The organism is Sphingopyxis sp. MWB1, from assembly GCF_000763945.1.
In the GTDB taxonomy this organism is placed as follows: domain Bacteria; phylum Pseudomonadota; class Alphaproteobacteria; order Sphingomonadales; family Sphingomonadaceae; genus Sphingopyxis.
This window is the reverse complement of sequence record NZ_JQFJ01000002.1, coordinates 724,893-750,674: the sequence shown is the minus strand read 5'-3', so window position 1 is coordinate 750,674 and position 25,782 is coordinate 724,893. Positions and strand designations below refer to the sequence as shown.

Genomic DNA, 25,782 nt, shown 5'->3' with positions numbered 1-25,782 from the left:
TCGCCGGCTGTCCGGACTTTGATCCGGGTCTGGGGGAAGGGTGGGCTGAACCGCATAAAGAACAACAGGCAACGGGCGGCACGATTCTTATGAAGAGCTTGAAAACCCTTGTAATCGCAGCGGCTTTGTCGCTCGGCGCCATGGGCGCGGCGCAAGCGCAGGCACCGGTGGAAACACCGGTTGCGACGACAATGGCGAATCCGGACGCAGAGGTTGCGCCGGTCGCGGAAGAAAGTGCCGCTGCGGCGGGTGATGCGGCCTATGTGCCGTTGAAGCCGGCTGAAGGCGTGGGGCAGCCGGTCAGCGCCGGTCTGGATTTTCAGCCGCAGGTGACCCCGGTCGGTGAGCAGGCCTATTGGTTTAATCATGCGATTTTGCTCCCGATCATTACGCTGACTTCGCTGTTGGTGCTCGGCTTGCTGCTTTGGGTTATCGTGCGCTATCGCGCCAAGGCGAACCCGGTGCCGTCGAAAACGGCGCACAATACTTTCATCGAAATCATCTGGACGGGCATTCCCGTGCTGATCCTGGCGCTGGTCGCCGTGCCGTCGATCCGTTTGCTCGCGGCGCAATATGAGCCGCCCAAAGCGGACGCGCTGACGATCAAGGTCACTGGCTACCAATGGTATTGGGGCTATGCCTATCCCGATCAGGGCATTGGCGAATATGTGTCGAAAATGCTGCCCGAAGCCGAGGCAAAGGCGGCAGGAGAGCCCTATCAGCTTGCCGTCGATAACCGCATGGTCGTGCCCGTCGGTCGTCAGGTGAAGCTGATCATCACCGGCGCCGATGTGATCCACAGCTTTGCCGTTCCTGCCTTCTGGACCAAGATGGACGCCGTGCCTGGCCGGGCGAATGAAACGACCTTCACGGCCAATAAAGTCGGTGTTTATTACGGCCAATGTTCGGAGCTTTGCGGCGTGGATCATGGCTTTATGCCGATTGCCGTCGAAGTTCTGCCGCAGGACAAGTGGGAGGCCTGGGTCCGTTCCAAGGGTGGAAATCCCAGCGGCGAAGAGGCGGCATCTGCCGCGCCTGCCACCGCGACTCCGGCAGCCACCACGACGATTGATACAGCCCCCGCTGCGGCACCTGCCGCTGCTCCGGCTGTCAAAAGCTAATAAGGGGTCCGACAGATGACCGATATTGCAGCGACTGCACCCACCGCCCACGGGCATGATCATGCGCATGACGACCATGATACGCCGGGCTTTTTCGTCCGTTGGTTCATGTCGACCAACCATAAGGATATTGGCACCCTCTATCTGATCTTCGCGATTATCGCGGGGATCGTGGGCGGCGTGATTTCGGGCATGATGCGCCTCGAACTCGCCGAGCCGGGCATCCAGTATCTGACGGGCTGGGCGCAGTGGTTCGACCCTGCTGCAGGCGATGTGCAGGGCAAGCATTTCTGGAACGTCATGATTACCGCCCACGGGCTTATCATGGTCTTCTTCATGGTCATGCCCGCCATGATCGGCGGCTTCGGCAACTGGTTCGTGCCGCTGATGATTGGTGCGCCGGACATGGCCTTCCCGCGCATGAACAATGTCAGCTTCTGGCTGACGGCTGTGGCATTCATGCTGCTGGTTGCGTCGATGTTCGTGCCGGGCGGCAGCGGATTGGGCGCGGGCACCGGCTGGACGGTCTATGCCCCCTTGTCGACCAGCGGATCGGCGGGGCCGGCGGTCGATCTCGCGATTTTCTCGCTCCATCTTGCGGGCGCGGCGTCGATCCTCGGTGCGATCAACTTCATCACCACCATTTTCAACATGCGCGCGCCGGGCATGACCCTGCACAAAATGCCGCTGTTTGTCTGGTCGGTGCTGGTCACCGCATTCCTGCTGTTGCTTGCGCTGCCGGTTCTGGCGGCGGCGATCACCATGCTGCTCACCGACCGCAACTTCGGCACCACTTTCTATGATGCGACGGGCGGCGGCGATCCGGTGCTTTATCAGCATCTCTTCTGGTTCTTCGGTCACCCCGAAGTCTACATCATGATCCTGCCGGGCTTTGGCATCGTCAGCCAGATCATCTCGACCTTCAGCCGCAAGCCGGTGTTCGGTTATCTCGGCATGGCCTATGCCATGGTCGCGATCGGCGTCGTCGGCTTCATCGTGTGGGCGCACCACATGTTCACCGTCGGCATGAGCGTCAATCTGAAGATGTACTTCACCGCCGCGACGATGGTTATTGCGGTCCCGACGGGCATCAAGATCTTCAGCTGGATCGCGACGATGTGGGGCGGTTCGATGAGCTTCAAGACCCCGATGGTCTGGTCGCTGGGCTTCATCTTCATGTTTACCGTCGGCGGCGTGACCGGCGTCGTGCTGGCCAACGGCGGCGTCGACACCAATCTGCACGACACTTATTATGTGGTCGCCCACTTCCACTATGTGTTGTCGCTGGGCGCGGTCTTCTCGCTTTTTGCCGGTTTCTATTACTGGTTCCCGAAGATGTCGGGCCGCATGTACAGCGAGTTTCTGGGGCAGCTCCACTTCTGGATCTTCTTCATCGGCGTGAATATCCTCTTCTTCCCCCAGCATTTCCTGGGGCAGCAGGGTATGCCGCGTCGCTATCCCGACTATACGGAGGCCTATGCCTATTGGCATCTCATCTCCTCCTATGGCTATGTCATCATGGGCGTCGGGATGCTCTTCTTCTTCCTGAACATCGGCTGGTCGCTGTTCGCGGGCAAGAAGGCCGCCGACAATCCGTGGGGTGAAGGTGCGACAACGCTCGAATGGACGCTGTCGAGCCCGCCGCCCTTCCACCAGTTCAACGAACTGCCGCGCATCGCCTGATGTGAGCATGCGGACGGATAACCTCCGGTTCCGGGACAAGTGGGCGCTTTTCGCTCGCGGGTTCCGGGCCGGGGTGAGCCGCCCGATCGGCGATGGGGGTCAGGCAGCGGGGATTCTCACCGCTGGCCTGACCGCATTCGTTTTGATAGGTTTGCAAATATTATGACGCCGAACGGCCATGCTCGATCACAGGCAGCCGCCGCTGCCGAATTGGGGCTGCCGGCGGATTGGCGCGATTTGTTTGCGCTGACCAAGCCGCGTGTCATGTCGCTGGTGGTTTTCACCGCGCTGTGCGGCTTGCTCGCGGCCCCGGGCGCCAAGCATCCGGTGCTCGCTTTCGCTTCGATTCTGGCGATTGCGCTGGGCGCGGGGGCCTCGGGGGCGCTCAACCAATGGTATGAGGCCGGGCTGGACGCGAAAATGAAGCGCACCGCCGGGCGCCCGCTTCCTGCAGGAAGGCTCGACCCGCAGACAGCATTGCAGTTTGGCGTAGGGCTGGCGGCTTTCTCGGTTTTTTTGATGCTTTTCGCATCCAATTGGCAGGCCGCGCTGCTGCTGGCCGTCTCCATCCTATTTTACGTCTTCATCTATACCATGTGGCTGAAGCCGCGGACGCCGCAGAATATCGTTATCGGGGGGGCAGCGGGAGCCTTCCCGCCGCTGATCGGCTGGGTAGCGGTGACGGGATCGCTGGCGCTGCTGCCGGTATTGCTCTTCCTCCTGATATTCCTGTGGACGCCGCCGCATTTCTGGGCGCTCGCGCTGTTCGTGCGCTCCGATTATGCCGCCGCTGGCATCCCGATGATGCCGGTTGTTGCGGGCGAGCGTTCGACGCGGCGACAGATATTGCTCTATGCCATCATCATGGCGGCAGCGGCGGTCGCCCCCTGGGCGCTCGGCGTGACGGGCGCCATTTACGGCTGGACCGCCACCATCCTGTCGGCGCTGTTCGTGATCTTTTCGGCGCAGGTGGGACTGCGCCGCGCAGGTGAGGGCGATGCCCTGAAACCGGAAAAGCGGCTGTTCGCCTTTTCCATCGCCTATCTTTTCATCCTTTTCGGCGCCGTCGTCGTCGATCAAATGTGGACCCTATGACCCAAGAGCAGCCCCCCAAGGAGCCTTTTGACGAGGCCGAATATCGCCGCCGCCAGCGCAGCCGCGCCAATATGATGGCGTGGATGCTGGGCGGACTTGCCATTCTCTTTTTCTTCATCACGATAGCCAAGATGGAAATTTTCCAGTGAAGATTGCCCTGTCGTCCAATGCGAAAACGGCGAGCCTTGCGGCGCTGCTGGCAGCGGCGATGGTTGGGCTCGGCTTTGCCGCGGTGCCGCTTTATGATCTTTTCTGCCGCGTCACCGGATTTGGCGGCACAACCCAGCGCTATGACGCCGCCGCAGCCGCAGAGGGAAGCGAGCCGGTGCTCAGCCGCACTATTTCGGTGCGGTTCGACGCCAATGTTTCACCCGATCTGCCATGGAGCTTTCGCCCGGAGCATCCGCGCGACACGGTGAGCATTGGCGCGCGTGACATGGCCATTTATATTGCCGAAAATAATTCGTCGCAGCCGATCACGGGCACCGCGGCCTTCAACGTCACGCCGACGCAGGCGGGTAAATATTTCACCAAGATCCAATGCTTCTGCTTTACCGAGCAGCGGCTGGAGCCGGGACAGCAAATGCGCATGCCGGTGCTCTTCTTCGTCGATCCGAAGATCATGGACGATCCCGATGCGCGCGATGTCCAGGAAATCACGCTCAGCTATACCTTCTACCCTGTGGACGAGGGCAAAAAGGCAAGCTAAGGCCGCACACAAAGAGTCTTAATCAAAGACCGGCGGGTGATGGGGAATCGCAACGCTGGGGCAACAAACGGGAAAAGCGATATGGCCGGTGCCAAAAATCACGATTATCACCTCGTAAACCCCAGCGTCTGGCCGCTGTTCGGCTCGGTCGCTGCGATGGTGATGTTTTTCGGCGCCGTCATGGCGATGCACGCCGATTATTTTGGCGGCGCGGGCGTCTGGGTGCTCGGCCTGGGCATCATGGGCGTGATTCTCACCTTCTTCAGCTGGTGGGGCGACGTCATTCGCGAAGCGCATGCGGGCGACCATACGCCGGTGGTCCAGCTTCATCTGCGCTACGGGATGATCCTGTTCATCGCATCGGAAGTCATGTTCTTCGTCGGTTGGTTCTGGGCGTGGTTCGACTTTTCGCTCTTCCCCGTTCCCATCGAATATGCCGATGGTGCGATTACCTCGCTTTTCGGTCAGGACGGCGCGGAAACCATTGCCCAATGGCCGCCCAAGGGCATTGAAGTTATCGACGCCTGGTCGCTGCCGCTGCTCAACACGTTGATCCTGCTCTGTTCGGGCACCACCATCACTTGGGCGCATCATTCGCTGATCCATGGCGACCGCGACGGGCTGAAAAAAGGTCTGTGGGCGACGATCATCCTCGGCGTCATCTTCTCGATGATCCAGGCCTATGAATATATGCATGCACCCTGGGGCTTTGGTGGCAGCAATTACAGTTCGGCCTTTTACATGGCGACTGGTTTTCACGGTTTCCACGTGCTGGTCGGCACCATCTTCCTGATCGTCTGTCTGGTGCGCGCCTATAAGGGCCATTTCACACCCAAGCAGCATTTCGGTTTCGAAGCCGCTGCCTGGTATTGGCATTTTGTCGACGTGGTGTGGCTGTTCCTCTTCATCATCATCTATGTATGGGGCGGTTGGGGCGCACCGGTCGCCGCACACTGATTTGGCCAAGGCCGATCCTGTCGAAAAGGGGCAGCCGCCATTATGGCGCGCTGCCCTTTTCGGTCTTTGCCCGGGATGCGGGGCGCGCAGCCTGTTTGAAGATTTGGCGCAAATGCCGCAAAATTGTGCGACATGCGGGCTTGATTTCGGAGGGGGGTCAGCAGGAAATCGCCGGGCCGCTTTCGGGCCGCTCCTCGCCGCGGCCGTTTTGATCGTCATCGCGCTGCTGCTCGATCTCCTGTGGCAACCGCCGCTTTGGTTCCAGCTTCTGCTGTGGGTTCCCTTGACGATGGCCTCGATAATCTATGCCGTGCGCTTGGCCCGCGCTGCAGGCGTTTATGCGCGGGCTGCCAGCATGGTAGGCACCCACCCGAAGGATAGCGAGAATGACCAAGACAGCTGACCGCAAAATCCGCTGGCCGTTGATTCCCACGTTGCTGGTGGTGACGGCGGCGGCGATCATGGTCGCGCTGGGCATGTGGCAATTACAGCGCAAGGCTGAAAAAGAGGCGCTGGTCACGCTTTATGAGCGCAACAGCGCGCTGACCGAGAAAGTGACCTTTCCGGTGTTGCCGCCGGTGCCCGATGACATGTTCTATCGCAAGAGCAGTGTTTCCTGTCTGGAGCCGGTGGAGTGGGAACCGCGCAGCGGCAGCGACCGCAAGGGGCGGGCGGGCATTCGCATGATCGCCGATTGCCGCACGGGAGCCGAAGGACCGGGGGTGCTGGTCGATGTCGGCAGTTCCGATGATTTCACCCCGCCCGACTGGACTGGCGGGATTGTCGAAGGAACGATCGTTCCCGGTCCCGAACAGGCGAGCTTGATCGAGCGGCTGACCGGGCGGGCCACGCCTGCGCGAGCGATGCTGGTCGCCGATGTGCCGACCGCGAACTTGCGTCCCAGCGCGGTGCCGTCGGCGGCCGATGTGCCCAACAATCATCTGGCCTATGCCGTGCAATGGTTTCTTTTCGCCGCCGCGGCGCTGATAATCTATGCACTGGCGGTGCGCCGCCGCTTGCGGCCATGACCTGCCGCCGCTAGGCGCTTTTGGTCATGGACTATATCAGCACTCGCGGCTCTGCGCCGACCCTCGACTTTCGTGCCGCCACCCTTACCGGGCTTGCCAGCGACGGCGGCCTTTATGTCCCCGCGCAATGGCCGAAGCTGTCGGCGGACGAAATCCGGGCGCTGGCAGGCCTCGATTATGTCGAAACCGCCGTGCGGATCATGACGCCTTTCGTTGCGGGCGTGCTGTCCGAAGACGAGCTGCGCGATCTGTGCAAGGCCGCCTATGGCCGGTTCAGCCATGATGCGATCACGCCGATGGTCCAGCTCGACCATCGCCATTGGCTGCTCGAACTCTTCCACGGCCCCACGCTGGCGTTCAAGGACGTTGCGCTGCAACTGCTCGGCCAATTGTTCGAAAAGTTCCTGAGCGGCGGCGATCAGGATATTACTATCGTCGGCGCCACTTCGGGCGATACCGGATCGGCGGCGATCGAGGCAGTGGCGGGGCGCGAGCATATCCGTATCTTCATGCTCCATCCCGAAGGGCGCGTCAGCGATGTCCAGCGGCGGCAGATGACGACGGTGCTTGCCCCCAATGTTCACAATATCGCCATCGACGGCAGTTTCGACGATGCGCAGGCGATGGTGAAGCGGCTGTTCGGCGATGAAGAAGCGCGCGGACAGGTCACGCTGTCGGCGGTGAACAGTATCAACTGGGCGCGGCTGATGGCGCAGATCGTCTATTATTTCTACGCCGCTGTGCGGCTGGGTGCGCCGGACCGCGAAGTGGCCTTCAGCGTTCCCACCGGCAATTTCGGCGATGTGTTCGCGGGCTATGTCGCCGCGCAAATGGGGCTTCCGGTCGCGCGGCTGATCGTCGCCACCAACGTCAACGATATTCTTCATCGTGCGCTGTCGAACGGCGACTATAGCGCGGGGATGGTCACGCCCACTGCGACGCCGAGCATGGATATTCAGGTCAGCAGCAATTTCGAGCGCTTGCTCTTCGACCTGTCGGGGCGCGACGGCGCGGCTATCCGTGCAATGATGGCGGATTTCGACGCCAATCGCGCGATGACCATCCCCGAAGATATGCTCACCGGAGCGCGGGCGCTCTTTTCGAGCGCGAGCATCGACGGCGACGATATGGCGCTCGCGCTCCGCTGGGCGCAGGAACATGGCGGCCAGATTATCGATCCGCATAGCGCGGTCGGGCTGGCGGCGGCGCGGGCCGCTGATGTGGATGCGCATATTCCCATTGTCACCTTGGCGACCGCCCATCCGGCAAAGTTTCGCGAGGCGGTCGAGCGCGCAACAGGCGTGCGGCCATCCTTACCCGCGCGGCTCGGCAATTTGTTCGAGCGCGAGGAGCGTTATGATCGACTGCCCGGCGATTATGAAACGGTGAAGGCGCATATATTGGCGGTGGCGCGCGATGGCTGATCTGCTGCCTCTCGTCACCCTGGTGGGGGAGGGCTGGGACGATTATGGCCTGATCGACAGTGGCGGCGGGCGCAAGCTCGAACGCTATGGCCCCTATCGTTTCATCCGCCCCGAACCGCAGGCGATGTGGGAACCCGCCCTTCCGGCCAGCGAGTGGGACGCCGCCGATGGGGAATTTTTACCCGCCTCGGACGAGGATGGCGGCGGGCGCTGGTATTTTGAAAGTCCCGTTCCGTCTGAGGGCTGGCCGCTGGGCTGGCGCGAAACTGCCTTTACCGCCAGTTGCACCCCCTTTCGGCATCTGGGCTTTTTCCCCGACATGGCGCCGGTGTGGGACTGGCTGCGCGCACAGGTGGCGGACAAGGCGGACCCGGCGTTCCTCAACCTGTTTGGCTATACCGGGGTGGGGAGCCAGGCGCTTGCCGCACAGGGCGCGGCGGTCACCCATGTCGATGCCTCGAAAAAGTCGGTGGCGCAGGCTCGCGAGAATGCGGCTCTGGCCGATATGGCCGACAAGCCGATCCGCTGGATCGTCGATGATGCGGGCAAGTTCACCGCGCGCGAAGTGCGGCGCGGGCGCCGTTATGACGCGATTTTGCTCGACCCGCCTAAATTCGGGCGCGGCCCCAATAACGAACGCTGGCAGTTGGAGCAGGGGCTTGCGCCGCTGCTCGCCGACTGCCGCCAATTGCTCGACGCCGACAGCCGGGCGCTGTTCCTGACCGTTTATGCCGTGCGTTTGTCGGCGCTGGCGATTGGCGAGCTGGTTGCACAGCTTTTTGCCGATCTTCCCGGCAAGGTGGAATGCGGCGAGCTTGCGGTGCGCGAGGAAGCGCGCGGCCTCCTCCTGCCTACGGCGATTTTTGCGCGCTGGAGCCGGTAAGGCCGATTGATCAAGGGCTGAAACAACTGTGGACGGCCAGCAAGCGACCGTCCACAGCGTCCCCCCACGGTAGCTCTTAGGCAAGTTCGATGCGGTTGCGCCCCTGTTGCTTGGCGCGATACAGCGCGCCGTCGGCGGCTTTCAGCGCGGCGCGTGCATCTTCATGGCCAAACACGTCGGCGACCCCGCCCGAAAAGGTAATCTGGCCAAAAGGTTCGTCGGTCTTGCGATTGATCAGGCGGCGGCTGGCCAATTCTTCACGCGCTTCATCAAGCCGCTTTGCGGCATCGGCGGGCGTCAGACCGCGAAACAGCATGACAAATTCTTCGCCGCCATGGCGCGCGACATGACAATGGTCGTTCGAGATTTTGGCGAGCGTATCGGCAATCAGCTTGATGACCCGGTCCCCCGCCGCATGGCCGTGAACGTCATTGACCCGCTTGAACTCGTCAATGTCGCAAAAGGCGACGGTCAGCGGCTCCTTGCTTTCCCGAGCCTCGCCATAATGGCGTTCGAGGAGGGTTTCGAAGGCGCGCCGGTTGGGCAGGCCTGTCAGATGGTCAATTTCCGCATCGCGCTTGGCGCGCGCCAGACTGCGGCGGAGCGCCTTGGCTTCCTCCTCGGCCTTCCGCATTTCTTCTTCGGCTTTGCGCGTCCGCTCAAGCATCGCGCGGGCAAGTCCGGCGAGGTTGGACACGATGCGTCCCGTCTGCTGAACCTCCTCAAGGTCAGAGACATGCTGCTCCAATTCGCTGCCATAGTCGGTGGTTACGCGTCGGGCAGCATGCGTGTGTGTCTGAAACGTATCGAGATTTCGTTCGAGCCGCGCCATCAGCTTTTCAATATCAGGTTGATCTTGGCGTCGGGCCTCTTCGTGGATGAGCTCGTCGAGCCAGCGCTGGGTGATGGGCTCGCCTGCGTGAAGCCGGCTGCTGATCATCTGGGCCAAGCGCGGATTTGCGCCAGAGAAAACCGCGTGCGCCAGCGCGAGGTTGGCGGCGGAAATGTCGAGGTCCTGCTCAACCAGAAAGGAGGTGATGGCCTGCGCCAGTTCGTGCCGCGCCTCCCGCGACAGACGCCGCATGCCCCCCTCCATCGCCGATGGAGTGGAGCGAGAGCGACGGCCCCCCAGCCAGTCCAAGAGCCGCCCCACCGGCTTTTGGCGTGATGTCGCAGTCATGGTCATGCGCCATTTAACGGGCAATGCGGGCAATATTTAAGTCGAAAATGGAATGATCAATCCATTTTGGATATAATTATGCCACCATCCGGGCGAGGCGAGTAATAACATCCCTATTTTCAAGTCACCTTTCTGGATTTATTGCTATTGCAACAATCGCTGATGACTATTTTCCTGACGGTGGAGGCGCCGGTAGCAGCGCCTCCAGGCCGTCAGGGGCGAAGGGCAATCGCTTCAACTTCGACCAGTGCACCCGGTGCCAGCAGATCGGACACGACGGTCGATCGTGCGGGGAAGGGCGCATCGAAAACACGGCGATAGACGTCATTGAAAGCTGCGCCATAAGCCGCGTCGGTCAGCCAGGCGGTCACTTTGACGACGTCGGCGGGCGTGCAGCCCTCGCTCGCCAATATTTTGATCAGATTGGCGAGCGTCTGTTCGACCTGGGCCTCGATCCCGCCCTCGACCAGCGCGCCATCGGGGCCGCGCGCAAGCTGGCCCGAGGTGAAAACCAGCGATCCGGCAGTGCGGGCGGGAGAAAGCGGCGGGGTCGACATCGGATATCCTTTTTCAGCGTGTGAAGAAGGCGATCATAGTCCGCCGCACAGCGCGCGCCCAAGTCGATTTGATGCGCGCATTATAAGCATGGGCTATGCGCCGCGCTGCGCCGTCACGATCCAGGCCGCGCCATCGATCAGCACCGATGTATCGCCGGGACGCTCGGCAAAGGCCGCCCGCACGGCCTTGGCGGCCTTGTTGCAAATCTCCGGTGGCTGATCGGCAAGCGCGCGCGACAGCGGGCCAACCGCCATCGCCATATCGAGCGCGTCATCGACGGCGGCCTCGCGCGTGGCGCCCTGCCCGTAGGAGATGGGGGTGTCGAACGGTTCGATACCAATCTGCTCAAAGCCCGCATGGGTCAATATGTCGCGCAGATACTCGGCATCGCCAAAGGCAAAGGGGCCGGGCGCGGTCGGGTTGGCCGGGGGCTGGGGCAGAATATGGCTGATCGCGCCCAGCGGCAGGCGGACCCAGTCATTCTCTGCCGCACTGCGCCAACAGACGAAGGCGATGCGCCCGTCCTGCGCCAGCGCGCGGCGCATATGGGCAAAGGCGGTGACGGGTTCTTCAAAGAACATCACGCCAAAGCGGGAAAAGAGCAGGTCATAGGGCCCGCCTTTCATGTCCGCCGTCGCTGCATCGGCGCAGAGAAAGTCGATGGGCGCGCGATCGGGCGCCGCCTCGTTTGCGGCTTCGGCTGCGGCGAGGTCGATCAACTGCTGCGAAATATCGACCCCCACGACCCGTCCCTGCGGACCGATGGCGTCGGCGAGCGCAAAGGTGGATGTTCCCGATCCACAGCCAATGTCGAGCGCCTTTTCGCCGGGCACAGGCCGCGCAGCCGCAAGCGCCGCCGTTCCGAAATCCGCCAGCATCAGGTCGAGCCGCGCGAGATTGGCGGCCCAGCGGTCGCCCGCATCGCCTTTCCAGTCATGGGTTTGCGTGGCGGCGGTCTCGGTCATGGCTTGGCTCCCTTTTGCGAATGATTTGCAAATAGGATGGCCATGATCGATAACAAGGGACCGGCCCGGTGCTTGTCCGAAAAAATCAGGCGCCGTTCGCTGCCGACAAAATGGCGCGCACGCTGGCCGTCGCTACATCGGTATCGAGCCCGCAGCCAAAGAGGCTTTTGCCGTCTGCTGTGCGGCATTCGACATAGGCGGCGGCCTGCGCATCGCTGCCATGACCGATGGCATGTTCGCTATAATCGACGATGTCCATGTCGGGCCCGCCGCTTTCGGCCAATGCGGCGATCACGCTCGACATCAGCCCGTTTCCGCGCCCGCTGACGCTGCGTTCGCTGCCATCGACGGTCAGCTTGCCGGCAAAGATCCGGTCGCTACCCGCATGGGTTTCGGACCATTCGACAAGCTGGAAACGCTTGCCATCGCTGGCCAGATAGCTGCGTTCAAAGGCTTGCCAGATATCCTCGGCGCCCAACTCGCGGCTGCTACTGTCGGCAACCGCCTGCACGACATGGCTGAAACTCGCCTGCATCTTCTTGGGCAGCTTCAGCCCCTTGTCCTGTTCGAGGACCCAGGCGACGCCGCCCTTGCCCGACTGGCTGTTGACGCGGATCACCGCTTCATAGCTGCGCCCCAGATCGGCGGGGTCGATGGGAAGATAGGGCACTTCCCATTTTTCGTCATTCTGGCGCTCGCGGGCAGCAAAGCCCTTTTTGATCGCGTCCTGATGGCTGCCGGAAAAGGCGGTGTATACCAGCTCGCCGCCATAGGGATGGCGCGGATGAACGGGGATATTGTTGCAATATTCGACCGTCCGGATCACCTCGTCGATATCGGAGAAATCCAGTTCGGGATCGACGCCCTGCGTATACATGTTGAGCGCGATGGTCACGAGACAGGTGTTGCCCGTGCGCTCCCCATTGCCGAACAAACAGCCTTCAACCCGGTCGGCACCCGCGAGCAGGCCAAGCTCCGCCGCGGCAACGCCCGTTCCGCGATCATTATGCGTGTGCAGGCTGATCAGGGCGGCTTCGCGGTTCGGCAGATGTTTGATGAAATATTCAATCTGGTCGGCATAGATGTTGGGCGTCGCCGCCTCGACCGTTGCGGGCAGGTTGAGGATGATCGGCTTGTCGGCGGTCGGCTGAAGAATATCCATCACCGCCGCGCAGCATTCGATGCTGAAATCCAGTTCGGCGGTGGAGAAGGTTTCGGGGCTATATTCAAAACGCCAGTCGGTGCCGGGCAGGCGCGCGGCATTGTCGCGCAGCTGTTTTGCGCCTTCGATCGCAATCTGCTTGATCTCGGGCATCTCCATATTGAAGACGATGCGCCGCCACGCCGGGCTGACCGCATTATAGAGGTGGACGATAGCGGTCCTTGCGCCTTCGAGACTGTCGAAGCTGGTGCGGATGAGGTCGGCGCGCGCCTGGGTGAGCACTTGCGGGGTGACATCGTCGGGGATGCGGCCCGAGCGCACGAGATTCTGGATATAGTCGAAATCGGTCGCGCCCGATGCGGGGAAGCCGACCTCAATCTCTTTCAGCCCGCATTTGACGAGCAGGTCGAAGAAGCGGGTTTTCTTCTCCGCATCCATCGGGTCGATCAGCGCCTGATTGCCATCACGCAAATCGGTCGAGAGCCAGATAGGGGCTTTGGTGATGGTACGCGCGGGCCATTCGCGGCGGTCGAGCGGCACCTGCGGAAAAGCTCGATATTTGGTCGAGGGGTCGCGGAGCATGGGCATGGATATTCTTCTTCTGGAAAATAATTTGCGGGATATCGTGTCGATCAGGCCCTTGAGCGCGTGGCCCGCGACAGAGCGCGCAGGCCGAAAGTCACGCCCAAGGGCGTGTAAGTCGCAGAAGAAGAAGGCCGCGCATAGTCATTGCCCGCGTCCATGACCAATTATGCCGGGCTTGGCAAGGGGGAGGGGAGGAAAATGTCGCCGGACCGGTTCCAGAGGAAACGATCCGGCGTAGTTCAGGGGTGGGCAAATCGACTGGAAGACTGAAGGGGGAAAGGCCGTTCAGGCGGCTTCGACATCCTCTTCATCCTCGATCCAGCTATCAAAAATCTCGTCTTCGATCATATTGTTGACCGCATGAATGCGCACGCCAACGACCCAATCGTCGAGCGGGCCTTCCCACTCGGCTTCGATGGCTGCGGGATCGGTATCGCCCAGCGTGGTCGCTGTCTCGTTACCGGCAGGCCGGTCGCCGACCAGATCGAAATCCTGCACGCCATCTTCGGGCGGGGTGATATAGATATGCGGGTCGAGCCGGATATTGACCCAGCCGGCGCTGGCGGAAAGCGCTTCCACTTCGACGATCAGCAAGGGTTCTTCCTCGTCGCCGCTGATAAAGGCACTGACTTCGATTATGTCACGCAGCAATTCGCTCATCTCGCGCGCTCCTGCAGAGGGCGGGGCCTCGCCCTCGCGAATCCTCTACAAGACAGATGTGACAAATTGGGTGCAGCGCCGCGCGCTGGCGGGCGGTCCCTGGGGATCTACGGCGCGACCCAGGCGACCGCGGGGTCGGTAAAGTCTATTTCCTCGCCCAATTCCCAGACATTGGGATAGCCATAGCCAACCAGATTGATGAAGGTTTGAATGTTGAGCGACAATTGCGCGCGTTTCATCGGCACGGGCTCGGCATCGTTGGCAAAATTATTGTTGCAGTAAATATAGATGGGGCGGTTCACGTCCGGCCCGATCAAGGCGGCGAGGCGCGCGGCGGTGAAATCGGTGAGCGGCAAGTTGACCGCGCCCGCAATATGGCCTGCCGCAAAGGCATCGCGCGACCGTGCATCGAGCAGCAGCGCGCCGGGCCGTGCGACCTCTTGCCTGAACCGCGCAAAGGGGAGGCGGCGTTCGGCCCGATAGGGCGCCACCGCCTGGGTCAGCGCGGCAAAACCGGCATAGTCAATCTGCGGCGGGGTGCTGACGGCATCCGTTTCCCCGCCGGGTTGTGCGGCGGCGGGAAGCGCAATGAGCGCGCAGGCGAGAAGGAGGGGTGTCCGGCGCATGGCAATCCTTTCGTCGAGGCCGTGCTTCGGCCAGCAGCTATTCCGGCCCGAAGCTATTCCTTCTCAAAGGCGGCGTGAATGGTCAGCTCTACTTCGTCGCTGACCATGGGAATGCCATAGGAAATGCCAAAATCGCTGCGGCGGATCGTGGTTTCGGCATCGAAGCCGACCGTGGCCTTTTTGTTGAAGGGGTTGGTGCCCGCCCCGTGAAATTCGACGTCGAGCGTGACCGACTTCGTCACGCCGTTCAGCGTCAGATTACCGGTCACCTTGGCCTCGTCGCCATCCTTATCGACCAGCACCCGGGTCGAGACGAATTTGGCATCCGCTGGGGCCGCGCCGAAAAAGTCGGGCTTGCCGCCATCCTTGCCGGGACGAAGCAGATGGTCGGTCAGCCCGCTGCTCGCGGTCGTGACCTTGGCCACCGGAATGGCGACATCGACTTTTGAGGCGGCCGGATTGGTGGGGTCGATCACGAGCCGTCCCGTCACATCGCCGAAAATGCCGCTATATTTGCTGAAGCCGAAATGATCGACCTCCCACACCACCATCGTATGGCCGGGGTCGGCGGCATAGCTGCCGGCGGCGACGCGGGCTTTGTCCGGCGCGCCGGGCACCTGCGGCGGTGCCTGTGCGATCACCAGGGGGACAGCGAGCGTGGCGGAAAGGAGAAGGGCGGCAAGAGGAAGGCGGCGGCGCATGAGGCATCACTCCTGACAGGAAGAGCGCAAGGCTATGCGCCGGGACGGCGCAGGTCAATCGCCCGATTGGCGCCTTTCTGCATGCCATTGCCGCAGCGCCGCAGCGCTACAACCCGTATAGCCGAAAGAGCCGACGGGCGAACAACTGTTGGGGCGCGTTATGCGCGCTATATCGTCATAACCTTCCACCGCTGCAGCCCACGAGCCCCCTCCGGCGGGCGCGTCATCCTTCAGCTCCTCGCGCAACGGGGCAGGGACGCGATAGCGTTCGGATTCGGGTTGCTGCGCGCAGACGACAATCTCATCACCCTCGGCTTCGGGACAGGGGTCGTCGCCGAAAGTGATCAAGATCGACATTTTCTGCGGAGGCTCCGCCGATTGGGCCAGATCGGCCTGCGCCCATGCGGCGGGAGACAGGCAAAAGGCAGCCATTACCGGCAAGGCGCGGCGGCTGAATATCATGAGTGCCCGCATATCATCATGGTCTTGGCATAGAGGCAGGAGATGAACATAGGCCGAACCACCGCTTCGTCATCGGCGCTGTCAGGGCATAGATCAAAGTCTATCGAGGGACTCCTTAATTACATGCCAGAGATGGGCGAGATCGGCGGCGGTGGTGCAATAAGGGGGCATCAGATAGACGCTGTTACCCAGCGGTCGGATGAGCGCGCCGCGTTCGCGATAAAAGGCGGCAAGGCGCGGGGCGAGGCCCGAGAGATAGCCGCCATCGGGCGCCACGATATCAACCGCGGTGATGGTACCGATACGCCGGGCATTGGCGACACGCGGATCATGGGTCAGCATGGCGAGATGCGCCCCCTGTGCATCGGCGAGCGTGTCGATGCGTTGTTGCACCGGTTCGTCGCGCCATATCTCCAGATTGGCATTGGCGGCGGCACAGGCGATCGGGTTCGCCGTATAGCTCGACGAATGATAGAAAAGCCGCGCACGATCCTCCGACAAATGCGCTGCGAAAATCGGTTCGATGCACAATGTCACCGCGAGCGGGATCGCGCCGCCGGTGAGCCCCTTGGACAGGCACATGATGTCGGGGATGATCCCTGCTTGATCGCAAGCGAACATCGTGCCCGTCCTGCCCCAGCCGGTCATCACTTCATCAGCGATGAACAGCACGCCGTGGCGCGCGCAAATGGCGCGCATTTCGGCGAGCACCCAGGCGGGATAGATGAGCATCCCGCCCGCACCGAGAATGAGCGGTTCGACGATGAAGGCGGCGGGCTTTTCAGCGCAGGCAGCTTCGAGCGCGTCGAGCGTTTGCTGCTCCTGTCCTTCCTGCGGGAAGGGGATGGTGCCGACGTTGAAAAGAAGCGGTTGATACGGGCGGTTGAACACGCCGCGCTCGCCCACCGACATGGCGCCGATGGTGTCGCCATGATAGCTGTGTTCGAGGACGAGGATGCGGTGCCGCTCTTCGCCGATGTTGGCGAAATAACCGAGCGCCATCTTGAGCGCTACTTCGACGCTGGTCGAACCAGAATCGGAGAAAAAGACGCGGGTCAGCGGATTGGGCGTGATGCGGACCAGTTCGGCGGCAAGCCGTTCGGCGGGCTCATGCGTCCAACCTGCAAAGATCAGCTGATCCAGCTTTTCGCTTTGCGCGCGGATCGCCGCCATGATGCGCGGGTGCGCGTGGCCATGGGTGGTAACCCACCAGCTTGAAATGGCATCGATCCAGCTATTCCCCTCGCGATCATAAAGCCGCGCGCCCTCGGCGCGGTCGATCAGCGGAATCGGCTCCCCCAGACCATGCTGGGTAAAGGGATGCCAGACGGGGGAGGGGGAGTTGCCCATGCTTGTCACCTGCCGAAATCGGCAAGGTTGAAATTGGCGGCGAACGCCTGGCCCAGCGTTTCAGGCGTCAGCGGATCGAGGATCGGCAAACGCCCCAGTCGCTTGACCCCGCCCAGTTCACAGATAATCGCCTCGCTATCTTCCACTGCATCGCCGATGAAGGCGACACCATGGATCGGCACCTCGCGCGCACGCAGCGCCTCGATCGTCAACAGGCCGTGGTTGATGGTGCCAAGCGCGGTGCGCGCGCAGATGATCACCGGTATCTGCCAGCGCGCGAAAATATCGGCATAAAGCACCGTGCGCGTCACCGGAACCAGCGCGCCGCCCGCCCCTTCGATCAGCAGATCGCCTTCCGGCGGCGTCAGGGCGTCCGCGTCGATGGTCACGCCGTCTATTTCGGCGGCGATATGGGGGGAGGCGGGGGTGACGAGCCGCCAGGCTTCGGGATGGACGGGCACGCGGCCAAGCCGCGCGACGATTTCACTGTCGCTTTCCTCTTCCAGCCCCGACTGGACCGGCTTCCAATAAGGCAGCGAGAGCGCGCCTGCGAGCGCGGCGGAGAAGATGGTTTTGCCGATGCCGGTATCGGTTCCGGTAACAATGAATCTGCGAGTCATGCTCCCGCCATAGCGGCGGCGAGGCTGTCGGTCATCCGATCGATCCCCATTTCATCGACGTGCAGGGTGATGGCAATGCGCAGCCGGGCGCTGCCCTCGGGCACCGTCGGCGGGCGAATGCCGCGAATGTCGAACCCGGCCCGCTGCAAGGCCGCAGCCACGCGCATCGTGCGTCCATTGTCGCCGATGGGAATAGGCAGGATTTGCGATCCGCTGGCGCCAAGCCCCATCGCGGCGAGGCGCTTTTCGGCATGACCCACCAGTTGATGCAGCCGCGCGGCACGCTCGGGCTCGTTCGCGATGAGTTCCAGTGCGTGGCGCACGAGCCACGCCATCAGCGGGGAGGGCGCGGTCGAAAAGATGAAGGGGCGCCCGCGATTGATCAGAAAATCGCGCACAATCTGCGGGCCGCAGATCAGCGCGCCTTCACAGCCCAATGCCTTGCCGCATGTGTGCAGGGTGACAATGTTACCCCGCCCCGCCAGCGCATGCGCCAACCCCTGGCCATTGGGGCCATAAACCCCCGTCGCATGGGCTTCATCGACCACCAGAATCGCGTCATGCCGCTCGGCGACTGCCGCCAGATCGGCGAGCGGCGCCCGGTCGCCATCCATCGAATAAAGGCTTTCCACCGCGATCCAGGGCGTGCCGGTCCCGCCGCCCCGCCGCCAGCGCGCGATGATATCGTCAAAGCTTTGCGGATCATTGTGCCGCGCATCGATGCGCCCCGCGCGGCCCAGCTTCATCCCGTCATGCGCGCTCGCGTGGATCAGCGCATCGTGGATCACCAAATCGCCGCGCTGGGGAAGCGTAGCAAAGAGCGCGGCATTGGCGGCAAATCCCGTGGGAAAAAAGAGCGCCGCCTCGCTTCCATAATGACGCGCGGCAAAAACCTCGAGCGCTTCATGCGCCTCATGATTGCCGCGCAGCAGGCGCGATCCGCCCGACCCGGCGGGAAGGCCGCGCGCCATGCCTTCGGCGAGCGCGGCGCGCAGCGCCTCGCTGTCCGCAAGGCCCAGATAATCATTCGATGCAAAATCCAGCCCCTCGCGCGGCGCCAGCGCGCGGCGCCGATCATCGGCGTCCAGCGCGGCAAGGTCGGCGCGGTGGGGGGCAAAGGGGGGCATCAACTATCCTATACTCGCCCTTGCGAGCGGAACGAAGCAATCCAGCGCGGCTTATCACAGTCTGGATTGCTTCGTCGCTATGGGTCAGTTCTTTGCCTTGTCGACCAGCTTGTTCTTGGCGATCCACGGCATCATCGCGCGCAGCTTTTCGCCGGTCTGCTCGATCGGGTGGGCGGCAGCGGCCTTGCGGCTCGCCTTCAGTTCGGGCTGACCTGCCTGGTTGTCGAGGACGAAATCCTTGACGAAGCGGCCCGACTGAATGTCCTGAAGCACGCGCTTCATTTCAGCCTTGGTTTCTTCGGTGATGATGCGCGGGCCGGTCTTGATGTCGCCATATTCGGCGGTGTTCGAGATGGAATAGCGCATGTTCGCAATGCCGCCTTCATAAAGAAGGTCGACGATCAGCTTGGTTTCGTGGAGGCACTCGAAATAGGCCATTTCGGGGGCGTATCCCGCTTCGACCAAGGTTTCGAAACCCGCCTGGATGAGGTGGGTGATGCCGCCGCAGAGCACCGCCTGTTCGCCGAAGAGGTCGGTTTCGCACTCTTCCTTGAAGGTCGTTTCGATGATGCCGCTGCGCCCGCCGCCGACGGCCGAGGCGTAGGAGAGGGCGAGCGCCTTGGCATAGCCGTTGCCACTCGCCGCCGACCCTTGCGCTTCCTGCGCGACCGCGATCAGGCAGGGGACGCCGCCGCCCTTTTGATACTCGCTGCGCACCGTGTGGCCGGGACCCTTGGGCGCGACCATGAAAATATCGATATCAGGCCGCGCGTCGATCAGGCCGAAATGAATGTTGAGACCATGGGCAAAGGCCAGCGCTGCGCCGGGCTTCAGATTGTCGGCGAGGTCGTCATAATAGATTTTCGCCTGATGCTCGTCGGGGGCGGCGATCATGATCACATCAGCCCAGGCTGCGGCTTCCTTGTTCGGCAAAACCTTGAAGCCGGCTTCTTCGGCCTTTTTAGCCGTCGGCGAGCCGGGGCGGAGGGCGATGGCAATGTCCTTCACGCCGCTGTCGCGCAGATTTTGCGCATGAGCATGGCCCTGGCTGCCATAACCGAGGATGGCGACCTTTTTTCCCTTGATCAGATCCTGGTCGGTGTCGCGATCATAATAAACCTGCATATCTTCTTCCCTTATTTTCATTCGTCATGCCGGAGTTGGCCCGGCATCCATGGACCCCGGATCAGGTCCGGGGTGACGAAGGTTGGACCTTCATTCCTGTTGAAACTCTAAAGCGCCTCCGCCCCGCGAGCGATGGCGACGACGCCGGTGCGCCCGACTTCGACCAGCCCGCATTCGCGCATCAGGGCGACGAAGCGGTCGATCTTGTCGCTCGACCCGGTGATTTCGAAAATGAAGCTGGTGAGGGTGGTGTCGACCACCTTGGCGCGAAACACATCGGCCATACGTAGCGCTTCGATGCGCTTGTCGCCCGTGCCCGCAACCTTGACCAGCGCAATCTCGCGCTCGACATGCGCGCCTTCGTCCGTGAGGTCGACGACCTTGTGGACGGGCACCAGCCTTTCAAGCTGCGCGATGATCTGGTCGATCACCGGCGGCGGCCCCGAAGTAACGATGGTGATGCGCGACAAGGCATGGTCGGCAGTGATATCGGCGACCGTCAGGCTTTCAATATTATAGCCGCGCGCGGTGAACAGGCCGGTGATCTTTGCGAGCACGCCCGCCTGATTATCGACAGTGACGGCGAGCACATGGCGCTCGCCCTGAGTAGTGGTGATTTTCATGAAAATTAAACCAGCGCTTTTGCTTCGTCGTCCATCGTGCCGGTGACGTCGCTTGGTTGCAGGATCATATCGGTATGGGCCGCGCCCGAAGGGATCATCGGGAAACAATTGGCCAGCTTGGCGACGCGGCAATCGACGATCACCGGACCCGGCGTGTCGATCATCGTCCTGATGCCATCTTCCAGCTCGCCCAGCGTATCGATACGAAGGCCCGTCCATCCGTAGGCATCGGCGAGCTTCACAAAATCGGGCAGGCTGTCCGAATAGCTGTTCGAATAGCGGCTTTCATAGGTCAACTCCTGCCACTGGCGCACCATCCCCATCCATTCATTGTTGAGGATGAAGATTTTGACCGGCAGGCGATATTGGCTGACCGTGCCCATTTCCTGAATATTCATCTGGAGGCTGGCTTCGCCCGCGACGCAGATGACCAGCCGGTCCGGGTGCGCGATCTGCGCGCCGACGGCGGCCGGAAAGCCATAGCCCATCGTGCCCAGCCCGCCTGACGTCAGCCAGCGGTTGGGCGCCGAAAAGCCAAAATGCTGCGCCGCCCACATTTGATGCTGGCCGACCTCGGTGGTGATGATCGGATCGCGGCCCCGCGTAGCATCGAACAGCGCCTTAATTGCGCGCTGCGGCATGATGTCAGCGCTGGCTTCCTGCTTTTCAGGAAAATCGAGGCTGCGCGTCGCGCGCCATCCGTCCACGCGCCGCCACCATTCACCAAGGTCGCGCGCCTTGTGCCCCTGGTCTTGCCAGGCAGCGATCAGCGCATCGAGCGCGCGACCGGCATCGGCCAAAATCGCGATATCGGCCCGGACGATCTTGTTGATCGAGCTGCGGTCGATATCGATATGAATCTTCTTGGCTTCGGGCGCGAAGGCATCAAGGCGGCCGGTCACCCGGTCATCGAAGCGCGCGCCGACCGCGATGATCAGATCGGCGCGGTTCATCGCCATATTGGCTTCATACGTGCCGTGCATCCCCAGCATGCCGAGCCATTTGTCATCGTCCGAAGGAAAGGCGCCAAGGCCCATCAGCGTCGAGGTGATCGGCGCACCGGTGAGCGCGACAAGCTGGCGGAGCGCCGCGCTCGCATCGGGACCGGCATTGATTACCCCGCCGCCGGTATAGAAAACCGGGCGTTCGGCCTTCGCCATCAGGGCAATGGCCGCCGCGATCGCTTCCGCATCGGGCTCAATCTGGGGACGATAGCTTTGATGGTCAATTTTCTCGGGCATCGCATAGCTGCCCGTGGCGACCTGCACATTTTTGGGAATGTCGATCACCACCGGGCCGGGGCGGCCATGAGTGGCGATATAAAAAGCCTCATGGATCACCGACCCCAGCCGGTCGGGGTCCATCACCAGATAATTATGCTTGGTACAGTGGCGCGTGATTCCGACCGTGTCGCATTCCTGAAACGCATCGGTACCGATCAGATTCGTCGGAACCTGCCCCGTGAGGACAACCATGGGAATCGAATCGAGCAGCGCATCGGTGATGCCGGTGACGGCATTGGTCGCGCCGGGGCCCGAGGTAACGAGCACCACGCCGGGCTTGCCGGTTGAGCGGGCATAGCCTTCTGCCGCATGGGTCGCGGCCTGTTCGTGGCGAACCAGAATATGCTTGATTGTCGGGTGGTTAAAGAGCGCGTCATAGATGGGAAGGACCGCGCCGCCCGGATAGCCAAAGACTGTATCGACCCCCAGGTCGACCAGCGCTTGAACCACCATGTCGGCACCACTCATTTCCTTCACCGTCTTGCTCCTTTCAAAATTTGCACGCAGCCCCGCGAGGGAGCTTGTGCATTGCAACAGAGCCGGGGGGAATAGGTGTATGAATCTATCCTGTCAATAACTTATCATGTAATATTATTACTAATTTATCCATGCAATCGACTGATAATATCATTTCGTGGCGATCCCATTCCGCTGGGAGCTGGTGTCGGAACCAAGTGAACTGGCGTTTGGCATATTGACGGGTCGCCGCCTGCGCGCGGGCCAGCGCTTCCTCGCGGCTGATATCGCCCGCCAGATAGGCGGCGATCTGGGGCACGCCGATGGCGCGCATTGCGGGAAGAACGGGGTCGAGCTTCCGGTCCAGCAGCGCGGCGACCTCATCGATGGCTCCGCCGTCGAACATCTGGACCAGCCGCTGGTCACAGCGTTCGCGCAGCCAGTCGCGGGGCGGCAGCAGGATCAGCGGGGAAAGGGCGACGTCATCGGCGATTCCGCCTTCGCGCGCCTCCTGCCAGTCGGCAAGGGTGCGTCCGGTTGAGCGGACCACCTCCAGCGCGCGCGCGATGCGGGTGCGATCGGCGGGAGCAAGGCGCGCGGCGGCGGCGGGGTCGGCCTTGGCCAGCGCGACATGGGCGTCGCCCACATTCATCGCCCGCACCGCCTCGCGAATATCGGGATCAATTTCGGGAATGGGGGCGATGCCGAACAGCAGCGTGCGCAGATAAAGGCCGGTGCCGCCGACGAGGATCGGCACCTCCTCATCCTCCCACGCGCGGGCGAGCGCGCGGCGTGCATCGCCTGCCCAGCGCGCGGCATTGCATGCTTCGCTGGCGTCGATATGGCCAAACAGCCGGTGCGGCACGCCCGCCATTTCGTCCGCGCTGGGGCGGGCCGACAATATCGCCAGGTCGCGATAAACCTGGCTTGCATCGGCGTTGATGACTTGCGCCCGGCCCAGTTGCTGGGCCAAAGCGACCGCGAGCGCGCTCTTGCCGCTGGCGGTGGGCCCGGCAATAAGCATGAGGGGAGGCCGTTCGGCCTTAGGAAAAGGAGTATATGCCATGTTCGTCGTCACGCTGATAGCAGCCGGAAAGCTGACCGACGAGGTGGTTCGCGAAGCAATCGACCGGTTGGCGTCGACCGGACATGATGTCGGCGCGCCGCACTGGATCGACGAGCATGATGCCGCGGACATTTATTTTCAGGGCAGTCTGGTCAGCGCGCGGAAGGAACTGGCTCACATTGATCATCCAACGCTCGACATTGTGATCCAGCCGCAAGGAGACCGGGCCAAAAAGCTGATCATTGCGGATATGGATTCGACAATGATCCGCTGTGAATGCATCGACGAACTGGCCGATTACGCCGGTCTCAAGCCGCAGATTGCCGCAATAACCGAACGCGCGATGAAGGGGGAACTAGACTTTCGCGCGGCGCTTGCTGAGCGGGTGGGCCTGCTGGGCGGGATGGCCGCTTCCTTTGTCGAGGAATGCCGCCGCGAGCGGGTCGAGCTGACGCCGGGTGCCCGAACGCTGATCCAGACCATGAAATCCAAGGGCGCGCGTGCGGTGCTGGTGTCGGGGGGCTTTATGTCCTTTGCGGGGCCCATCGGCGATGCCATCGGCTTTGACCGCATGATCGCCAATGAACTGGAGATTGTGGACGGCAAACTCAGCGGCAAAGTGATCGAACCTGTGGTTGATGCGGATGCGAAGCTGGCGACACTGAAGGCCGAGGCCGAGGCCTTGCATATTTCGCTCGCCGAGACGCTGGCGGTCGGCGATGGCGCGAATGACATTCCGATGATCACCTCGGCGGGCCTCGGCATCGCCTATCATCCGCACCCTGCCGCTGCCGCGGCGGCTGATGCTGCCATCCGCCACCATGATCTGACCGCACTGCTCTGGGCACAAGGCTATGCGCGGCGCGACTGGGTATTGGGATAAGGCGATGCCAGGGGGCGCGGTCGTGCGGGGTCGGGTGGCGCTTGCGGGGGCGCTGGTCGCAACGCTTGCCGCCTGTGCGGGCGGCCCTAAATATCGCGGCGTATCCGATGTGCCTGTCAAGATCGGCAAGCCCTATCAGATACGCGGTGTCACTTACACGCCGGCCGCCGCACCGCGCTATGATGCAGTGGGCTATGCCAGCTGGTATGGCAGCGAAAGCGGCAACCAGACCGCCAATGGCGAGAAATTCCGCCCCGACTGGATCACCGCGGCGCATACGACCCTGCCGCTACCCACTTATGTCGAGGTGACGGCGCTCGACACGGGGCGCCGCATCCTCGTGCGCGTCAATGATCGCGGCCCCTTTGCGGGGCGCGGGCGGATCATCGACCTGTCAAAAGGCGCGGCGGAAGAATTGGGCATTCGCGCGCAAGGCCACGCCCCGGTCCGCGTCCGCCGGGTCGAGCCCGATGAAAAGGACCGCCAGCGCCTGCGCGAAGGCAAACCCGCACGGCGCCTGCCGCTGATATCGGAGGGCGAACTTCAGGCATTACGCGAGCGCTTGGGCGGTTAGGCGGGCCCTTTCCCTTACGTGAGGCTCTGAAGATTCGCGCAGAGAGCGCAGAGAATTTCGGTTCGCACGGAGACGCGGAGATATGGAGCCGGGCCGAAAGGCCCATTATTCCTGCACCATCACGTCAGACGCAATATCAGGAAAAGAATGCCCCTTTGCGGCAAGCCCCTCCGCGCCTCCGCGTCTCCGCGCGAACCGGAAAAGCTCGGGGCCTAGGTTGCATGGACAAATTGCTAGCCACTCGGCAGGGCAGATCTCCGCAATTTCTGACCCAAAAGCTGCCTTTCCGGAGACGACCCGAAAACGGACGTTCAAATGCGCCAGCTAAGGATGCGGGTTATCGCTGGACGTTGACGGGTTCGAGCGAGATAATCTGGTCAACGATCATGAGGTGATTGTAGCTGGCGGTGTGGCCGAAGTTTCCAGGCACCTTGGTTCGTCTCCCGACAAACTCGATGCGATGGATACCATCACGTAGGTTGTCATCAAATTCTACGTTATCCGCAAACTCAAGCCAAATGCCGCGCTTAGCCATCCAATCGCAAGTATCTGCTGGATCAGGACAGAAGTTAGTCCATTCCCACCCATGTTCCCAAAGCCCACTCCACCGCTGTGCTGGGAGCATCTCATAGCAGTCAGGGTCATCAGGGCGCCACTCGATGAAACCACCAAAGCGAACCTCGTCTAGACAGGCTTGGACCATGCCCGGATGGGATTCCCGGAACGCGATAAATTCATCATCCGAAATAGCAGGTTCAGGTTGCTCGCAACCGAGAGATAGCAGCACAGGTAGGAAGAAGATAGCTTTCACCAAGCGACTATGAAACGCTTTGCTGCTGATGACAATTAAACCCTCTCGCTTCGTCCGCTTTCCAC

At 62.0% G+C, this 25,782-nt stretch carries 28 protein-coding genes; 12 read left to right on the top strand and 16 right to left on the bottom strand.

Translation table 11 applies throughout. The features are described from left to right. The first annotated feature begins 89 nt into the window (after positions 1 to 89). The 10 genes from coxB to JV18_RS0104415 all read left to right on the top strand — a co-directional run bounded on the left by coxB (position 90) and on the right by JV18_RS0104415 (position 8,900). Positions 90 to 1,121 (top strand): cytochrome c oxidase subunit II, encoded by a 1,032-nt coding sequence (gene coxB, locus JV18_RS0104455; protein ID WP_033074945.1) that lies wholly within the window; start codon positions 90 to 92, stop codon positions 1,119 to 1,121. Between the two features lie 15 nt (positions 1,122 to 1,136). Beyond that, positions 1,137 to 2,804, top strand: coding sequence for a cytochrome c oxidase subunit I (gene ctaD / locus JV18_RS0104450; protein ID WP_033073568.1), 1,668 nt, complete (start codon positions 1,137 to 1,139; stop codon positions 2,802 to 2,804). Between the two features lie 162 nt (positions 2,805 to 2,966). Beyond that, positions 2,967 to 3,899 carry a heme o synthase gene (locus JV18_RS0104445; protein ID WP_033073567.1) on the top strand — a complete coding sequence of 311 codons (933 nt, stop codon included), beginning with the start codon at positions 2,967 to 2,969 and terminating at the stop codon, positions 3,897 to 3,899. Then, positions 3,896 to 4,048, top strand: coding sequence for a hypothetical protein (locus JV18_RS15475; RefSeq protein WP_200879068.1), 153 nt, complete (start codon positions 3,896 to 3,898; stop codon positions 4,046 to 4,048). Before JV18_RS0104445 ends, JV18_RS15475 begins: the two co-directional genes overlap by 4 nt. A 2-nt stretch (positions 4,049 to 4,050) precedes the next feature. Beyond that, on the top strand, positions 4,051 to 4,608 hold the full coding sequence (locus tag JV18_RS0104440) for a cytochrome c oxidase assembly protein (RefSeq protein WP_052072062.1): 558 nt from the start codon (positions 4,051 to 4,053) through the stop codon (positions 4,606 to 4,608). Positions 4,609 to 4,689: 81 nt separating this feature from the next. Then, positions 4,690 to 5,565, top strand: a complete 876-nt coding sequence (locus tag JV18_RS0104435; protein ID WP_033073566.1) for a cytochrome c oxidase subunit 3 — start codon at positions 4,690 to 4,692, stop codon at positions 5,563 to 5,565. Beyond that, positions 5,525 to 5,968 (top strand): DUF983 domain-containing protein, encoded by a 444-nt coding sequence (locus JV18_RS0104430; protein ID WP_081944678.1) that lies wholly within the window; start codon positions 5,525 to 5,527, stop codon positions 5,966 to 5,968. The genes JV18_RS0104435 and JV18_RS0104430 overlap by 41 nt, the downstream gene beginning before the upstream one ends. After that, a complete protein-coding gene (locus tag JV18_RS0104425; RefSeq protein ID WP_033073564.1) occupies positions 5,952 to 6,593 on the top strand; it encodes an SURF1 family protein in 642 nt (213 codons plus the stop codon). The genes JV18_RS0104430 and JV18_RS0104425 overlap by 17 nt, the downstream gene beginning before the upstream one ends. A 26-nt stretch (positions 6,594 to 6,619) precedes the next feature. Continuing rightward, positions 6,620 to 8,017 (top strand): threonine synthase, encoded by a 1,398-nt coding sequence (gene thrC / locus JV18_RS0104420; RefSeq protein WP_033073563.1) that lies wholly within the window; start codon positions 6,620 to 6,622, stop codon positions 8,015 to 8,017. 4 nt (positions 8,018 to 8,021) lie between these two features. Next, on the top strand, positions 8,022 to 8,900 hold the full coding sequence (locus JV18_RS0104415; protein WP_033074943.1) for a class I SAM-dependent methyltransferase: 879 nt from the start codon (positions 8,022 to 8,024) through the stop codon (positions 8,898 to 8,900). 76 nt (positions 8,901 to 8,976) lie between these two features. On the opposite strand, the gene JV18_RS0104410 is transcribed toward JV18_RS0104415, so the two are convergent. The 15 genes from JV18_RS0104410 to miaA form a co-directional block, all read right to left on the bottom strand. Continuing rightward, complete coding sequence (locus tag JV18_RS0104410; RefSeq protein WP_235302860.1) at positions 8,977 to 9,984, bottom strand: GGDEF domain-containing protein; 1,008 nt, start codon at positions 9,982 to 9,984, stop codon at positions 8,977 to 8,979. Positions 9,985 to 10,292: 308 nt separating this feature from the next. Then, positions 10,293 to 10,637 carry a RidA family protein gene (locus JV18_RS0104405; RefSeq protein ID WP_033073561.1) on the bottom strand — a complete coding sequence of 115 codons (345 nt, stop codon included), beginning with the start codon at positions 10,635 to 10,637 and terminating at the stop codon, positions 10,293 to 10,295. A 93-nt stretch (positions 10,638 to 10,730) separates the two neighbouring features. Next, complete coding sequence (locus JV18_RS0104400; RefSeq protein WP_033073560.1) at positions 10,731 to 11,603, bottom strand: class I SAM-dependent methyltransferase; 873 nt, start codon at positions 11,601 to 11,603, stop codon at positions 10,731 to 10,733. An 85-nt stretch (positions 11,604 to 11,688) separates the two neighbouring features. Then, positions 11,689 to 13,353 carry a 2-isopropylmalate synthase gene (gene leuA / locus JV18_RS0104395; protein ID WP_081944677.1) on the bottom strand — a complete coding sequence of 555 codons (1,665 nt, stop codon included), beginning with the start codon at positions 13,351 to 13,353 and terminating at the stop codon, positions 11,689 to 11,691. A gap of 282 nt (positions 13,354 to 13,635) precedes the next feature. After that, positions 13,636 to 14,010: a hypothetical protein gene (locus JV18_RS0104390; protein ID WP_033073558.1), complete on the bottom strand. Its 375-nt coding sequence runs from the start codon at positions 14,008 to 14,010 to the stop codon at positions 13,636 to 13,638. A gap of 107 nt (positions 14,011 to 14,117) precedes the next feature. Then, positions 14,118 to 14,636 (bottom strand): rhodanese-like domain-containing protein, encoded by a 519-nt coding sequence (locus JV18_RS14600; protein ID WP_052071732.1) that lies wholly within the window; start codon positions 14,634 to 14,636, stop codon positions 14,118 to 14,120. 53 nt (positions 14,637 to 14,689) lie between these two features. After that, positions 14,690 to 15,337 carry a YceI family protein gene (locus JV18_RS0104380; RefSeq protein ID WP_033073557.1) on the bottom strand — a complete coding sequence of 216 codons (648 nt, stop codon included), beginning with the start codon at positions 15,335 to 15,337 and terminating at the stop codon, positions 14,690 to 14,692. A 54-nt stretch (positions 15,338 to 15,391) separates the two neighbouring features. Then, complete coding sequence (locus tag JV18_RS0104375) at positions 15,392 to 15,811, bottom strand: hypothetical protein (RefSeq protein ID WP_033073556.1); 420 nt, start codon at positions 15,809 to 15,811, stop codon at positions 15,392 to 15,394. A gap of 81 nt (positions 15,812 to 15,892) precedes the next feature. After that, positions 15,893 to 17,149 (bottom strand): adenosylmethionine--8-amino-7-oxononanoate transaminase, encoded by a 1,257-nt coding sequence (locus tag JV18_RS0104370; RefSeq protein ID WP_033073555.1) that lies wholly within the window; start codon positions 17,147 to 17,149, stop codon positions 15,893 to 15,895. A gap of 5 nt (positions 17,150 to 17,154) precedes the next feature. After that, positions 17,155 to 17,769, bottom strand: coding sequence for a dethiobiotin synthase (gene bioD / locus JV18_RS0104365; protein WP_033073554.1), 615 nt, complete (start codon positions 17,767 to 17,769; stop codon positions 17,155 to 17,157). Further along, positions 17,766 to 18,896, bottom strand: a complete 1,131-nt coding sequence (locus JV18_RS0104360) for an 8-amino-7-oxononanoate synthase (protein ID WP_033073553.1) — start codon at positions 18,894 to 18,896, stop codon at positions 17,766 to 17,768. Before JV18_RS0104360 ends, bioD begins: the two co-directional genes overlap by 4 nt. Positions 18,897 to 18,980: 84 nt before the next feature. After that, a complete protein-coding gene (gene ilvC / locus JV18_RS0104355) occupies positions 18,981 to 20,021 on the bottom strand; it encodes a ketol-acid reductoisomerase (RefSeq protein ID WP_033073552.1) in 1,041 nt (346 codons plus the stop codon). Between the two features lie 107 nt (positions 20,022 to 20,128). Further along, entirely contained in the window at positions 20,129 to 20,644 is a 516-nt protein-coding gene (gene ilvN, locus JV18_RS0104350; RefSeq protein ID WP_033073551.1) for an acetolactate synthase small subunit, read from the bottom strand. 5 nt (positions 20,645 to 20,649) lie between these two features. Then, entirely contained in the window at positions 20,650 to 22,404 is a 1,755-nt protein-coding gene (locus JV18_RS0104345; RefSeq protein WP_033073550.1) for an acetolactate synthase 3 large subunit, read from the bottom strand. Positions 22,405 to 22,489: 85 nt separating this feature from the next. Further along, on the bottom strand, positions 22,490 to 23,407 hold the full coding sequence (gene miaA, locus JV18_RS0104340; RefSeq protein WP_235302847.1) for a tRNA (adenosine(37)-N6)-dimethylallyltransferase MiaA: 918 nt from the start codon (positions 23,405 to 23,407) through the stop codon (positions 22,490 to 22,492). A gap of 40 nt (positions 23,408 to 23,447) precedes the next feature. Between miaA and serB the strand changes: the two genes are divergently transcribed. Together serB and JV18_RS0104330 are read left to right on the top strand one after the other, a co-directional pair. Next, positions 23,448 to 24,332, top strand: a complete 885-nt coding sequence (gene serB, locus JV18_RS0104335; protein ID WP_033073548.1) for a phosphoserine phosphatase SerB — start codon at positions 23,448 to 23,450, stop codon at positions 24,330 to 24,332. A 4-nt stretch (positions 24,333 to 24,336) separates the two neighbouring features. Continuing rightward, entirely contained in the window at positions 24,337 to 24,906 is a 570-nt protein-coding gene (locus JV18_RS0104330; RefSeq protein WP_052071731.1) for a septal ring lytic transglycosylase RlpA family protein, read from the top strand. Positions 24,907 to 25,243: 337 nt separating this feature from the next. Here the strand turns inward: JV18_RS0104330 and JV18_RS0104325 are convergent, their stop codons facing one another. Further along, on the bottom strand, positions 25,244 to 25,720 hold the full coding sequence (locus JV18_RS0104325) for a hypothetical protein (RefSeq protein WP_033073547.1): 477 nt from the start codon (positions 25,718 to 25,720) through the stop codon (positions 25,244 to 25,246). Positions 25,721 to 25,782 lie beyond the last annotated feature (62 nt).